Source organism: Saccharothrix sp., assembly GCF_031180885.1.
Classification (GTDB): domain Bacteria; phylum Actinomycetota; class Actinomycetes; order Mycobacteriales; family Pseudonocardiaceae; genus Actinosynnema.
Map to the genome: position 1 here is coordinate 24827 of NZ_JAPSLK010000073.1, position 12932 is coordinate 37758.

General features: G+C 70.3%; 15 protein-coding genes. 7 read left to right on the top strand and 8 right to left on the bottom strand.

Annotated elements, in window-relative coordinates; genetic code table 11:
- Nucleotides 1–17: 17 nt before the first annotated feature.
- The 6 genes from RIN75_RS39885 to RIN75_RS39910 all read right to left on the bottom strand — a co-directional run bounded on the left by RIN75_RS39885 (nucleotide 18) and on the right by RIN75_RS39910 (nucleotide 6778).
- Nucleotides 18–1169, bottom strand: coding sequence for an enolase C-terminal domain-like protein (locus RIN75_RS39885; RefSeq protein ID WP_309117301.1), 1152 nt, complete (start codon nucleotides 1167–1169; stop codon nucleotides 18–20).
- A complete protein-coding gene (locus tag RIN75_RS39890; RefSeq protein WP_309117302.1) occupies nucleotides 1166–2434 on the bottom strand; it encodes a sugar ABC transporter substrate-binding protein in 1269 nt (422 codons plus the stop codon). The genes RIN75_RS39885 and RIN75_RS39890 overlap by 4 nt, the downstream gene beginning before the upstream one ends.
- 17 nt (nucleotides 2435–2451) lie before the next feature.
- Nucleotides 2452–3255 carry a carbohydrate ABC transporter permease gene (locus RIN75_RS39895; RefSeq protein ID WP_309117303.1) on the bottom strand — a complete coding sequence of 268 codons (804 nt, stop codon included), beginning with the start codon at nucleotides 3253–3255 and terminating at the stop codon, nucleotides 2452–2454.
- Entirely contained in the window at nucleotides 3252–4127 is an 876-nt protein-coding gene (locus RIN75_RS39900) for a sugar ABC transporter permease (RefSeq protein WP_309117304.1), read from the bottom strand. The genes RIN75_RS39895 and RIN75_RS39900 overlap by 4 nt, the downstream gene beginning before the upstream one ends.
- A complete protein-coding gene (locus RIN75_RS39905; RefSeq protein WP_309117305.1) occupies nucleotides 4124–5329 on the bottom strand; it encodes a pectate lyase in 1206 nt (401 codons plus the stop codon). Before RIN75_RS39905 ends, RIN75_RS39900 begins: the two co-directional genes overlap by 4 nt.
- A 504-nt stretch (nucleotides 5330–5833) precedes the next feature.
- Nucleotides 5834–6778: a tetratricopeptide repeat protein gene (locus tag RIN75_RS39910; protein ID WP_309117306.1), complete on the bottom strand. Its 945-nt coding sequence runs from the start codon at nucleotides 6776–6778 to the stop codon at nucleotides 5834–5836.
- A gap of 226 nt (nucleotides 6779–7004) precedes the next feature.
- On the opposite strand from RIN75_RS39910, the gene RIN75_RS39915 reads away from it, so the two are divergent.
- The 5 genes from RIN75_RS39915 to RIN75_RS39935 all read left to right on the top strand — a co-directional run bounded on the left by RIN75_RS39915 (nucleotide 7005) and on the right by RIN75_RS39935 (nucleotide 9521).
- Complete coding sequence (locus RIN75_RS39915) at nucleotides 7005–7535, top strand: GNAT family N-acetyltransferase (RefSeq protein ID WP_309117307.1); 531 nt, start codon at nucleotides 7005–7007, stop codon at nucleotides 7533–7535.
- Between the two features lie 13 nt (nucleotides 7536–7548).
- Nucleotides 7549–7944, top strand: coding sequence for a nuclear transport factor 2 family protein (locus RIN75_RS39920; protein ID WP_309117308.1), 396 nt, complete (start codon nucleotides 7549–7551; stop codon nucleotides 7942–7944).
- 79 nt (nucleotides 7945–8023) lie between these two features.
- Nucleotides 8024–8278, top strand: a complete 255-nt coding sequence (locus tag RIN75_RS39925) for a helix-turn-helix transcriptional regulator (RefSeq protein WP_309117309.1) — start codon at nucleotides 8024–8026, stop codon at nucleotides 8276–8278.
- A gap of 56 nt (nucleotides 8279–8334) precedes the next feature.
- On the top strand, nucleotides 8335–8919 hold the full coding sequence (locus RIN75_RS39930) for a helix-turn-helix domain-containing protein (RefSeq protein ID WP_309117310.1): 585 nt from the start codon (nucleotides 8335–8337) through the stop codon (nucleotides 8917–8919).
- 2 nt (nucleotides 8920–8921) lie between these two features.
- Complete coding sequence (locus tag RIN75_RS39935; protein WP_309117311.1) at nucleotides 8922–9521, top strand: helix-turn-helix domain-containing protein; 600 nt, start codon at nucleotides 8922–8924, stop codon at nucleotides 9519–9521.
- A 340-nt stretch (nucleotides 9522–9861) separates the two neighbouring features.
- On the opposite strand, the gene RIN75_RS39940 is transcribed toward RIN75_RS39935, so the two are convergent.
- Complete coding sequence (locus tag RIN75_RS39940; protein WP_375296086.1) at nucleotides 9862–10803, bottom strand: Scr1 family TA system antitoxin-like transcriptional regulator; 942 nt, start codon at nucleotides 10801–10803, stop codon at nucleotides 9862–9864.
- Between the two features lie 442 nt (nucleotides 10804–11245).
- Here RIN75_RS39940 and RIN75_RS39950 point away from each other — a divergent pair, with 442 nt between their 5' ends.
- Both RIN75_RS39950 and RIN75_RS39955 read left to right on the top strand, forming a co-directional pair.
- Nucleotides 11246–12091 carry a helix-turn-helix transcriptional regulator gene (locus RIN75_RS39950; protein WP_309117312.1) on the top strand — a complete coding sequence of 282 codons (846 nt, stop codon included), beginning with the start codon at nucleotides 11246–11248 and terminating at the stop codon, nucleotides 12089–12091.
- Nucleotides 12088–12291, top strand: a complete 204-nt coding sequence (locus tag RIN75_RS39955) for a DUF397 domain-containing protein (protein ID WP_309117313.1) — start codon at nucleotides 12088–12090, stop codon at nucleotides 12289–12291. Before RIN75_RS39950 ends, RIN75_RS39955 begins: the two co-directional genes overlap by 4 nt.
- On the opposite strand, the gene RIN75_RS39960 is transcribed toward RIN75_RS39955, so the two are convergent.
- Complete coding sequence (locus tag RIN75_RS39960; protein WP_309117314.1) at nucleotides 12274–12687, bottom strand: DUF1992 domain-containing protein; 414 nt, start codon at nucleotides 12685–12687, stop codon at nucleotides 12274–12276. The genes RIN75_RS39955 and RIN75_RS39960 overlap by 18 nt on opposite strands.
- Between the last annotated feature and the right edge of the window lie 245 nt (nucleotides 12688–12932).

A 12932-nucleotide genomic window follows, 5' to 3' on the forward strand; every position in this document is an offset into this window, starting at 1 on the left:
TCCCAACAGCTAAGCCATCACCACCTCTCCACCGTGTGACTGCGGATGTGCTCGACGTTCCAGGCGTCCCCCAGTCCGGGCGACGTCGGCAGGGTGACGTTCCCGGCCCCGTCGAGCGGGTCCACGGCCGCGAGCCGGTGTGGTGGCACGCGGTCGAAGTCGTGGTGCGGGTGCAGGAGGCCGCGTTCGTACCAGCGACCGGCGTCGGTGCCGCCCAGCACCGCCAGGGACGCGCTGCCGTCGCCGTGGATCTCGCAGTCGACGTTGAACGCCTCCGCCAGGTGCACCGCCTTGACCGTCGGCGTGATGCCGCCGACGTCGGTCGGGCCGGCGCGCAGGATGTCGCACGCCCCGGACACGACCCACTCGGCCCGGCTCATGTGCTTGCCCCACGCCACTTCCGGCCCGATCACCGGGATCAGCAACTGGTCGGCCAACCACCGGTACGACGACGTCGAAGCCTCCTCCATCGGCTCCTCGAACCAGTAGAAGTCCAGCTCCTCCAACGCTTTCCCGAGTTCAAGCGCCTCCGTCCGCGAGTACCAGTGGTTGGCGTCCAGCATCAGCGCCACCCCGGCCCCGACCGCGTCCCGCACCGCCGCGCACGCCTCGATGTCCGCCCGCACGCTCGGCGCACCGGCCACCGGCGGCATCCACGTGTGCAGCTTGATCGCCCGATAACCCTGGTCCACCAACTGCTTCGCGAACGACGCGTAGTCCGCCGGCGTGCTCAACCCTCCCGGGATCGAATCACCGCACATCGTGCTGGCATAAGCCGGAATCGAGGACCGCGCACCGCCCAGCAGCTTCCACACCGGCAACTCGGCGCGCTTGCCCACCAGGTCCCACAGCGCCGTGTCCACGAACCCCAACGCCCGATCCGTGAACCGCCCGTGCGAACCCCGCTGCCGCCGCGCCATCAAGCGCCACAACCGTTCCCGGTCCCACGGGTCGGCACCCACCAGCACCGGCCGGACGTACGCCTCCAAGACGGCCGGCCGCACCTGGTCCGGGTGCACCTGCACGCGCCCCACGACCCCGTCCGAGTCGGTGATCTCCAGCACCGCCTCGCGCACCTCGTGCTCGGCACTGGGGTGCCGGTGCCCGCCGGAGTCCACCGCCGTCCACGCGGTCGTGGTGAACACCGACACCTCGACGCGCTCGATCACCTCCGCTCCTCCCACTCCTTCTGCGCGGCGGTCAGCTTCGACGCCATCTCGTCCAGGAACGCCTGCGGCGTAAGCTCACCCAGCAACACCTTCTGGTACTGCGGCTCGCTGTCGGTCTTGGTGATCGACGAGTACTGCGGCAGGTAGACGGGAGCCGGCACGGTCACCGTCGCCGGGTCCTCCAGCACGCCCAGCGCCATCTTCACCGGCTGGTTCGACGCGATCCACGCCGCGTCGCGCACCTCGGTGTTCGCCGGGATCTGCCCGACCTTCTCGTTCCAGTACGAGTTCGACTCCTTGGAGGTCAGGAACTCCACGAACTTCCACGCGGCGTCCTGGTTCTCGCTGTTCTTGAACACCGCGAACCCGTCGGTCGGGTTGGGCACGACGGTCCGCTTGCCCGACGGCCCCACCGGCAGCGGCAACGCGGCCACGCGGTCGCCCAACGCCTTGGTGACATCGCCGTACGACCCGAGGTTGTGGTGCATCATGCCCACCGACCCGCCGGTGAACTGCGCGACCATCTGCGTGTAGCTGTTGTTCACGTCCGCCTCGGGCGTGGCCTTCTTGTAGAGCGCCGCGATCTTCCCGACCAGCTCGGCGTTGCGCGCGTCGCCGACCGTGGATTTCCCGCCGCTGAAGAACTCCGCGACCCCGGAGTACGAGTACGCCTCGGTCAACAGCTGGAACACCGAGCCCGCGCCACCGCGGATGGTGTAGCCGTACCGGTTCGCGGCCGGGTCGGTCAGCCTTTGCGCCGCCGCCACCAGCTCGTCCCACGTCTTCGGCGGCGTGATCCCGGCCTGGGTGAACCAGTCCGTCCGGTACCAGATGACGTCCATGTTGCCCGACGACGGCACCGAGTACAGCTTGCCGTCCGGCGCGGTCTGCCGCACCGTCTCCACCAGCGACGGCAGCAACTTGCCCTTCAACGCGCTGCCCTCGACGCGGTCGTCCAGCGCCACCAGCGCTTCCTGCCCCACCAGGTGCGCCAGGTACGACGTGGTCACGCCGCCGACGTCCGGCGTGGACCCGCCCGCGATGGCCGTGTCGTACTTCTGCTGCACCGACGAGCTGGGGATGCCGACGTACTCGACGTCGATGTCCGGGTTCGCCGCCTCGAACCGCTTGATCAGCTCCTCGTAGATCGGCGTGCGCCCAGGGCCGCCGTTGTTGTCCCAGAACACGATCGTCGTCTTGCCGCTGCCGCCGCCCGACGAGCAGGCCGACAGCACCAGGGCCAGCACGACCAGCAGTGCCCGCATGGTTCCTCCCGCAATCCTCATCCCTTGACCGCCCCGGCGCTCAGGCCCTGCACCAGGAACCGCTGCACGACGGCGAACACCAGCACAACCGGCACCGCCGCGACCACGCCGCCCGCGGCCAGCGCGCCGAAGTCGGTGTTGAACTCCCCCAGCGCGTAGCTCAACCCGACCGGGAGCGTGAACTTGTCCTGCCGCGAGGCGAACATCAGCGCGAACAGGAAGTTGTTCCACGCCCCGATGAACGCGAACGACCCCACCGCCACCAGCGCCGGCTTGAGCTGCGGCAGCATCACCGCGAAGAACGCGCGCAGCCGCGTGCAGCCGTCCACCATCGCGGCTTCCTCCAGCTCCACCGGGATGTTGCGCACGAACCCGCTCATCAGGATCAGTGCCAACGGCAGCTGGAACGCCACGTCCGCGACGATCAACCCGGTGAGGCTGTTCAGCAGCCCCACCTCGCGGAAGATCACGAACAGCGGGATCAGCATCATCGCGCCCGGGATGAACTGCGTGCACAGCAACGCCACCAGGAACAGCCGCTGCCCGCGGAACTTGAACCGCGCCAGCGCGTAGCCGCCCATCAGGGACAGGACGGACACGAACACCAGCACGCCCAGCGCGATGACCATGCTGTTGTAGAAGAACGTCCCGAACCCGATGCCGTTCCACACCGTGTCGAAGTGCTCGAACGTGATCGGCCACGGCACCAGCGCGGTGGAACCGGTGGGGCGCAACGCGAACACCAGCATCCAGTAGAACGGCACGAGCGTGAACAGCAGGTACAGCGCCAGCGGCACGTGCAGCCGCAACACCCGGCTCATGCGCGACTCCCGAACTTCGACAACCGCAGGTACAGGATCGAGAAGAACAGCAGGATCACGAACCCGGCCACGGTCAGCGCCGAGCCGTAGCCGAAGTCGTGCGAATCGACCGCTTTCCTTGCCACGTAAAGGGGAAGGGTCGTGGTCTGGTTCGCCGGACCACCGCCGGTGAGCGTGTAGATCAGGTCGACGTTGTTGAACTCCCACACCGCGCGCAGGAGTGTGGACAGGATGATCGCGTCCTTCAGGTGCGGCAACGTCACGCTGATGAACCGCCGCCACCGACCCGCGCCGTCCACCGCCGCCGCCTCGTACAGGTCGTTGGGGATGCTCTGCAGGTCGGCCAGCAGCAGGATCGCGAAGAACGGCACACCCCGCCACAACTCGGTGACCACCGTGGCCGGGAAGACCGTGGCCGGGTCGCCGAGCACCGACGTCCCCGGCGACCCGATCCCCCACTCGGCCAGCTGCTGGAAGATCCCGGTGGACGGGTTGTAGAGCAGGATCCAGATCCCCGTGGTGAGCACACCCGACACGGCCCACGGCGAGAACACCATGGCCCGCGCCAGGCCGCGCCCGATGAACGTCTCGTTGACGATCAGCGCGAGGACCAGGCCGAGGAGGAGTTGCAGACCCACCTCCACCACGACCCACTTCGCGCTGAACACCAGGCTCTGCCAGAACAGCGGGTCCTCGGTGAGCATGACGCGGAAGTTCTCCAGCCCGATGAACCCGTTCTTCCAGGGCTGCGTGACGTTGTAGCGCTGGAGGCTGTAGTGCACGACGCTGGCGATGGGGTAGACCAGGAACACCGCCATCAGCAGCAACGTCGGCGCGATCAGCGCGTACGGCGCCCACCTCTTCGTCCTCACCGAGCGCCCGCCCGCAGGTGCTTGACCTTGTGCGCGGGTTCCAGGCCGCGGGTGAGCGTGGGCGTCCAGCCCGCGTCGGCGGCCAGCGGCGTGTCCGGGTGAGCGGCGTTGAAGGCGGCGGTGATGTCGGTCTTCCGACCGTCGACCAGGTTGCCGCGCGTGGTGATCGCGGTGCCGCCCCAGTGCCGGATGACGTTCTCGGCGGGGATGCCCTTGATGTAGTTGTTCTCCGCGACGATCTTGGAGTGGACGCCCACGCCCCACGCGTAGTTGTAGGTGGGGCCGGCTTCGAACAGGTTGTCGTAGACGTGCACCTGGCCGAACCGGACGCGCGGGGCTCGTTCTTCGACGTTGCGGAAGATGTTGTGGTGCACGGAAACGCGGAGCTTGCCCGGGTCGGTGGTGGAGGTGTTGGACGAGCCGATCAGCATGGTCTTGCCGTGGTCCTCGAACCGGTTGTAGGAGATGGTGACCAGGTCCGAGCCGTTGGTGATGTCCAGCAGGCCGTCGTGCTGCTCGTAGGGGCGTCCGAAGTGGACGGTTTCGGTGGTGTTGGGCTGGTCGGTGAACGTCGAGTGGTCCACCCAGACGTTGGTGGCGCCGTTGAGGGAGACGGAGTCGTAGGACGAGTTCCAGTTGCCGGTGGCGCCGTCAGTCGGGTCCCACTGCGGGAAGCAGTCGCGGGTGTCGCGGAAGGTGAGGTTGCGGATGATCACGTTGTGCACGCCGTGCACCCGCAGGTTGCCACCGGTGATGCCCGCGCCCTTGCCGTCGCCGACGATCGTGGTGTCGTTTCCGACGTTCAACGCGATGGCGGCGGCTTGGTTGCGAGCGGAGGCAACTCGGGCGTCTTCCAAAGGACCGGAGGGTTCGCGGTCACGGCCCCAAACAGCCGGGTCGAAGGCGGCCAAATATGCATCCAGGGTGTATCCACCCGTGGCGTAAGTTTCGCAGTCGGCCCGAAGGTCGATGACCCCGCGCACTTTCACCAATCGCGGGGCAGGAGCGGCGAGAGCAGCCCGCAATTCCGCCGCCGTCCGCACCACGTGCACGCTCGACGCATTAGAGCCACCGGTGGTGCCGGTACCGGCACTCCCCCAGCCGTCACCGACCGGCAAGACTTGTCTGCCCAGGTCATGCCCTGCCTGGGCGGGCACGGCGAGCGCGCAGCACAGCACGCCCGCCAGCACGGGTATCCGCATGGCGACTTCCTCGACCGAAGGATTTGTTCAGATTTGTGAACGCTTTCCAGAAGTGCGAACCGAGTATTACGACGGCGTGGTCCCGGCGTCAACGAAATGCTTTCGTTCGATCCTCATTCGACAATCCGGGTCGAATGAGGATCGAATTCGAGTCGAATTCGATGAGCGGCCGGCAACCCGCCGCGCCTCCGGGTTGAGGCGGTGTTGAAGCTCCTGGGTGGCTCGGAAGCTGTGCCGGGGGTGGGTGGGCGGAAGCCCAACCGGCGGCAAGCCTTCAGCGATCGCGACGACCCCGCACACCCGCCCTCAACTCACCCCACCAACCAGCCCGGCTACCCCACCCCGCCGAGCCGCGCCGCCCAACCCACCCCGGACCCACCCAGCTCAACCCGCGCCACCCAACCCCGGCCGGCTCAGCTCAGCCGCGCGCCACCCAACGCCAACCCAGCCCACCCCGCCCGGCCCGCCGCGGCCCGGCCTCAGCCGACCCGCCCCCGCCTCAGGTCACAAGATCGGCGTGAAAGCCGCGATCCGCGCCGCCAAAGCCCGGGCGTGCGGGTCCCCCCGATACCGATCAGCCAAGTGCCGCAACGGCTGCAACCGATCCGCCACCCGGATCGAAGCAACCTCACAAGCCAACCCCACCGCCCGCTCCCCCACCGCGTCCGCCTCGTCGAAGTCCCCGTCCACCAAGTGGTTCGCCGCCAACGCGATCAAGCTCAACGCCCGGCTCCGCGCCATCCCCTCCGAGTACCCCGCGACCGCCGCCGCCAGAGCCGGGATCGCCATCGCCGTGTGGGACGGGTCGACCGTGCGGGCCAGTTCGGTGTGCACCACCCCGGTCATCCCCGACAGGTCCGTCTCGTCGAAGAACCGCGCCCAACCGGGTGCCTCCCCCACCGCCGCCCGGTCGAACTCCTCGTGCGCCTGCCGCAGCCGGATCGTCGCCATCCCCTGGTCGCCCAGACCCGCGTGCGCCCACGCCTCGTTCGCCCGCAGCATCGCCACCGCGTGCCGCGACCCCGCCCGCTTGGCCGCGACCACCCCTAACTCGAAGATCTCCAACGCCTCCCGGCGACGCGCGTTGTGCAAGCGCATCCGTCCCGAGCGGTAGTGGATGTTGGCGACCAGCTCGTCGTGCCCAGCCTCGGCGGCCAACTCCAACGCCCGGTCCCACTGGCGTGACGCCGCCTGTTCCAAGCCGGTGTCGAAGCAGGTCCAGCCCGCCAGGTTGTGGATGTCGGCCAACGCGACCAGCAACCGGGTCCGCACGGCCGCCGTCGACTTCGCGCGCAGCAACTGGTCGCTCCAAGCCGCGGTGACGATCACCGAGTCCCGGCACGCTCCGCCGCCCTGCCGGTAGTCCATACCGCGCAGTCGCTCGGTCTCCTCTTCCAACCGCACCACGTCACGCACGCCGATGCGCGCGGGGACACGTCGCTGCTCCACCATCGCCGCACCTCACAGTCGTCGCCGGTCGCCTGTCGCGATCAAACTCGCGCCGCGCGGCAGGCGGAAGGAGGTGCACCGCCGGTACCACCCCGCCGGACGCACCCGTTGGGAAACCGGACATTGGCCCCTGTCCCGACCCGCGTGGTCCGTACGAGGCTTGCTCATGTGATCACCCGCGGCTCCGAAGGTGTGGCTGCCCCAGTCGACGCCACGAGGAGTACTCATGTACGGACAGGCAATCGCGTCCGCGCTGCGCCTGCACGACGGACGGGAGGTCTGGATGGCACCGCTGCGCCCCGACGACCGGGACGAACTGGCCGAAGCGATCAGAACCGCCGACCTGGACACGCTGTTCCAGCGCTTCTGCGGCGCGCCGCCGCCGGTCACGCCCGCGCTGATGGCGCACCTGACGGAACTGGACCACGTGCGGCGGCACGCCCTGGTCGCGCGGGACCGGGACGGGCGCGGTGTCGCCATCGGCCGCTACGAAGCCACCCGGACACCGCAGGTCGCGGAGGTCGCGGTGGCGGTGGCGACCGGGTGGCGGCGCGTGGGCCTGGGCACCCTGCTGGTCCGACAGCTCTCGGACACCGCCCTGCGCAACGGTTTCCGCTGGTTCAGCGTCACCCACCTGCCCGGCAACCGGGCGGTGACGCGGATGTTGTGCGCGGCGGGCGCGGTGCGGGTCGGTCCGGGTGGTGAGGCGTTCGTGCGGTGCCGGCCGTGGGCGGGGCATGCGACGCGGGCGCGCTGAGGTCACCATGCTGGTGGAGCGACTCGTCGCCCGGTGGGCGGCGAAGGACACCGCCGGGCTGAGCAGGCTGTTCGCCGACGAAGTGCGCTGGTGGACCGCGCCGGTGGCGGGCGCCCCGTGGCCCGCCGAGGTGCGCAACCCGCGCGAGGTGGAATCGTTCTTCCTGGGGTTCCGGGCGGTGCTGGAGCTGACCGGCATCACCACGCGTGACCTGCTGGTGGACGACGCCGACGCGGTCCTCACCGGCCGGCTGCACGCCCGCGTCCGCGCGACCGGGGCGCCGCTGTCCTACGACTTCGCGCTGATCGTGGGCGTGCACCGCGGCCGGATCACCGACTTCCGGATGCACGCCGACACGCTGGCAATTGCACGTGCACTCGCACAGGATGTTCCGCCGGTATCACCGTGATGCTTTCCCGATTCACCCGGACGCACTGGAAGAATGGACGCACAATCCCGACGACCACGGAAAGGGAGGCGCTGTGCCGGTGTCGGGTCCCATCAGCGAAATCCTCGCCCACCTGCGTCGCGGCCGGGGGCTGACCCAGGACGACCTGGCCGCACGACTGCACGCCGCGTCCGGGAACACCAGCGTCACCAGGGAAGAGGTGTCCCGGTGGGAACGCGGCAAACGCATCCCCGGCCCGTACTGGCGGAGCTGGCTCGGACAGGTGCTGGACACACCGCAGCAGGAATTGGAACGCGCGGCCGCAATCGAACGCGCCGCCCGCCGACGACATTGATGCCGTTCACAGAAGACGGTTGTCGCGCGGCGCCGGGTGTGGTGACAATCCACGATGTGTCGACCACCAGGGACGGGCTGTTGGCCGCTGCCGCGGAGGCGTTCGACCGCGACGGCTACGTGCGGGCCACCATCGACGACGTCTGCGACCGCGCGGGCGTGACGAAAGGCGCGCTGTACGGGCACTTCAGCTCCAAGAAGGCGCTGGCGCTGGCCGTGCTGGACCGCCAGGCGCGGGAGTGGGCGCTGGTCCGCGAACGCCTGCAACGAGTGCACCGCAGCCCGTTGCAGGTCCTCGTCGACCTCGGGTACGCGGTCAACCGGGACCGTGCCGTTGTGCAGCGTCTGCTGTTCCAGGCGCCGCTGTGCGACGACGTGGCCGAGCGGCAGGTGGCCCGGTGGACCGCGACGGTGCTGGACCTGTTGCGGCACGCCGAGAACCGGGGCGAGCTGCGCCCCGGCGTCGACCTGGTGGAGTGCGCCGACGGTGTGGTCGCCGCGCTGGTCGGCGTGCACCTGATGGCGATGGCCGTGGACGGCCCGTCCGGCGGGGCTCGGCAGGTCGCCGACGTGTGGCGGACGTGGCTGCCCGCCGTCGCCAAGCCCGCGGTGTACGCGGCTCTGCGGATCACGCCGAGGTGACCGTGGCAGTAGCCCAGGGTGCCAGGACGCGTGCCGCGCTGGTCGCGGCGGGCATCGAGCTGTTCGACCGGGACGGGTACGACGGCACGTCCCTGGACGCGGTGTGCCGCCGCGTGTCCGTGACGAAAGGCGCGCTGTACCGGCACTTCCCGGCCAAGCAGGCCTTGGCGGTGGCGGTGGTCGAGGAGTACTTCCGCCGCTGGCACGTGGTGCGCGCGGAGTGCGAGGCGCGGGTCGGTCCGTTGCAGGCCTTGGTGGACCTGACCCACCGGATGGCCGAGCTGACCGCGACCGACCCGACCGTCCGCGTGGGCGTGCGTTTGTTGTTCACCAGCGAACTGTTCGACCTGTTGGCGGGCTTGCACTTCAGCAGCCTGACGACCACCGCGCGCGACCTGCTCCGGCAGGCCGCGGCGGCGGGCGAGCTGAACCCGAACCTCGACCCGCGGCGGGAGGCGGAGGCGATCGCGGCGGCGGTGGTGGGCGCGCAGGCGTTGACGGTGATCACCAAGTCAAGCAACCACCGCCTGTCCGCGATGTGGCACCACCGCCTGGACCGCTTGGTTCCCCCGTCCCGCCGCGACCTCTACCGCATCGGCTGACACCAACTTCGCTCACGCCCCCGGCCGGGATTCACCGCATCGCCCACCTCGCCCCGCCACGCCGTCCGCGCCGCACTGCCCGCCTCGCCTTGCCACACCGCCCGCCGGCCGCACCGCACCGCCCGCCACGCCAGCCGAGCCGCGCCGCCCGCCGGCGGCACCGCCCGTCCCGCGCCCCGCCAGCCACGCAGGCCGCGCCACACCGCCCGCACGCCACACCGCCCACACCGCCACACCTCCATACCGCATTGCCCACCCGCCGCGCCGCGCCGCCCACCCGGGCTGCGCGCCGCATCGCCGGCCAACCGCGCTTCGTTGCCGTGACGGATTCGTCGCGGTGTCAGGCGATGTCTCTTAAGTCCTCGCCCGGCCAGGATGTCGGCGGGACGGGCGTCGTCGCGGTGCGGTGGCGTTCGGCGAACAGGTGGTCGAGGTGGGTGCGCAGCCGGGGGCCGGTGAGGGCGCTTCGGCGGAGCTTGTCGAACGCCTGAACGTGGCCGCGCACGTCGTCCGGGTCGGTGATCACCACGTTGCCCGCCAACAGCCCGAAGACGACCATCGACTCGTCGTAGACCTGGAACCCGGCGTCCGGCACGTCCACCCGCGTCAACCACGGGATCACGCCCAGCTCCACGGTCGGCGCCAGGCTGATCTCGCGCAGCCACGGCCAGTTCTCGGGTTCGGAGCGCAGCGCGCTCTCCGCCAGCACGACGACCAGCCGCCGGTCGCGGGCGGGGGTGCGCAGCAGTTGTGGCGGGAGGTTGGTCAACGCCAGGATCCGCACCGTCTCCGCAGCCGCCTCGGCCCGCGCGACCGCGACCTGACGCCCAGCGACGCCCCGGTGCACAACGGCCCGCCGGTGCGCCGCGTCCCGCACCACCTCTTCGGCGAGCTCGAGCAACCGGTGCCGAGTCTCAGGCGCGACCCGGTACACGTCGGCCAACCGCGCCACGTCGGCCACCTTGGGCACCAGATTACCGGTTTCCACCTTGGACACTTTCGACTGGCTGATCCCGGCCCGCCGTCCCGCCGCGGCGCCCGTCAGCCCCGAAGCCAGGCGGGCGCGCAGCAGTTCGGCGGACAACTCCTCGCGTCGCGCCCGGGCGTCACGGATGGGCAGCATCGCCTTGCCGCTCCGTCGATGTCCGCGTCCGCGCAGCCGAACCCCTTGCGCGACAAGGGTGCTGCGGACGGTGCCGTAGGACCTGCCGGTGGCGGCGGCCAGCGCGCGGATGGTCTGGCCCTTGGCGTAGCCCTTGACGACCGTCGTTGTGAAGTCCATGCGGGTTCCCTCCTCGGCGGGGTGCGCGTGCGACGGGCAGCACGAAGTGAGCCTTCCCGGTGGGTGGTGGATCGACGCCCCGACGAGTGCGCGAAACGAACCGGCTCAGCCCCTCAGCCCTCGCAGCCCGCAGCCCGCAGCCCGCGCAGCCCGCGAACTGCCACCGGCTGCGGCACGCCAACCGATGCGGCACACCGGCCGACGCGACACCGGCCGACGCGACACCGGCCGACGCGACACCGGCCAGCACGGCACCGGCCAGCCGGAGACCAGCCCCCGGTCCGGCCCGCAGATCCTCCCCCCGGAGTTCTCACCCTCCACGTTAACCTGCACGTGCAGACTGCACGAGTACACCTTCGTGTGAACCGGACGAAGAAAGTCCTGTTCAACGCAACTTTCCGGCACACTCGCAACCGCCACAGCAGCGGAGGGAAGGTTGCGCATGACCGGCAACGGTGCCAGCCCCACGGCGGCGAAGCGGAAGCTCGGCCAAGCGCTGGCCCGACTGCGCGAGGCCGCGAACATCACGCAGGACCGCGCCGCCGAGGTGCTGGAGTGCTCGCCCGCCAAGGTCCGCCGCATCGAGGTCGGCGACGTCGCCATCCGCCAGCCCGAGCTGACCCTCCTCCTCGACCACTACGGCGCAACGGGTCAAGCCCGCACCCCGATCGAGGCCTTGGCCCGCGAAGCCCGGAAACGCCGCCCCCGCACCAACTTCGGCACCGTGCTGCCCAGCTTCTTCCGCAGGTTCCACGCGTTGGAGCAGTTGGCGACGGAAGTCCTGCGCTACCAAGCCGAACTGGTCCCCGGCCCCCTGCAAACCCCCGACTACGCCCGCGCCGTCCTCACGGCCACCCCCCACCACCGCCCCGAGGACGTCGACCGCCTGGTCGAAGCCCGCCGGGCTCGCCTAACCCGCATCACCGCCGGCCACCAACACGTCCACGCGGTCCTGCACGAGGCCGCCCTGCACGCCACCATCGGCACCCCCGCAACCATGCGCGCCCAGCTCCACCACCTGCGCAAACTGGCAACACTGCCGACCGTGACCCTCCAGATCCTCCCCCTGACCGCCCCCGCGCACCCCTTGACCGGCTACCCGTTCGTGCTGCTCCGCATCCCCGACAGCACCCCGATCGTCTACCTGGAAGCCCTCACCACGGCCGCGACCGTCGAGGACCCGGCTCACGTCGCTCGGTACGAGACGGCTTTCGACGCACTACGCCACGCGGCGTTGTCACCAACCAAAACCGCCGCACTCCTGACCACGTTGGAGAGGTCCCGATGACGGTTTGGCGCAAGTCCAGCCACAGCGGCGGCACCGGCGGCGACTGCGTGGAACTGGCCCACACCCAGTCCCAGACTCTGGTCCGCGACTCCAAGAACCCCCACGGCTCAACCCTTCACTTCCCCACCGCCGCGTTCGACACCTTCCTACGCGCCCGCAAGCATTCCCCCACTGCCGTCCACTCAGGACTGTCCAGTTGAGGGCCGATTCAGCCGCCACTCCCGCACGACGTGCTCGACGTCGAACGGCATCAGGTTCAACGGCGGTCCCGACAACGGCTTGCGGATCGCCTCGGTGATCCGCGCGTTGATCTCCCCGAGAATCCGCCGCACCTCCTCCTCGGACCCCGCCACACCCGCCGCGGCCCGCGCGTCGGCCGCTTCCTTGCGGAGTTGGAGGGTCGGGGGCAGCATCGTGCCCTCTTCGCGACGGACCTTGTCCTTGACCCACCACAACTCGTCGTGCGGCTCCGACAGTCCGCGCAGCGGCTTGCCGGCGCCGGGCAGGTCGTCGAACTCACCTTTGTCCTGAGCCTCACGAATCTGCCGCTCCACCCAGGTTTCGAAGCCGACTCCGGCGGGTTTGCGCTGCGTCATACCACCGACGGTACCCGCCACCCGACCGGTTCGACCCCTGTCCGGACACCCGCCAGGGGTGGGCCGGTGGGGTGGATCCGGGGTGGATCGGGGCCGCGACGCGGTGACAGCGAGGCGGGCGCAGGTTGGCGGGCGGCACGGCGGGCGCAGCGCGGCGGGCGCGGCACGGCGGGCGCGGCACGGCGGGCGCGGCACGGCGGGCGCGGCACGGCGGGCGCGGCACGGCGGGCGCGGCACGGCGGGCG